This is a genomic window from Cobetia sp. SIMBA_158, assembly GCF_046566945.1.
GTDB lineage: Bacteria > Pseudomonadota > Gammaproteobacteria > Pseudomonadales > Halomonadaceae > Cobetia > Cobetia amphilecti.
In genome coordinates this window covers 1-264 of the sequence record NZ_JAWJYL010000500.1, presented here as the reverse complement: position 1 = coordinate 264, position 264 = coordinate 1, and the positions used below count along the sequence as shown (strand labels likewise).

Genomic DNA, 264 nt, shown 5'->3' with positions numbered 1-264 from the left:
ACAATCACTTGGCGCTCCATATGGTGCCACGGAAAGTGCAGCGATATTTTGTTATTGCCTTTTAGCTCTTGTGCTTTACGTGAGCCGGTATTAGTAAAAAATACAAACCCGTTATCGTCTAAATGTTTTAACAATACAATACGCTGTGAAGGTTGCCCGGTTTCATCAACCGTAGCGACCACCATGGCCGTTGGGTCTGGGATATTATTGCCCACAGCATGCTCAAGCCATGTTTCAAATTGTTTGAATGGATCATCTTGCAAG

Annotated in this window: 1 protein-coding gene; it reads right to left on the bottom strand. The window is 43.6% G+C overall.

Annotation, left to right across the window (positions count from 1 at the left end):
- Window positions 1–264: pyridoxamine 5'-phosphate oxidase family protein (locus R2R70_RS20835; protein ID WP_410979025.1), on the bottom strand; the 264-nt coding region annotated here is incomplete at both ends.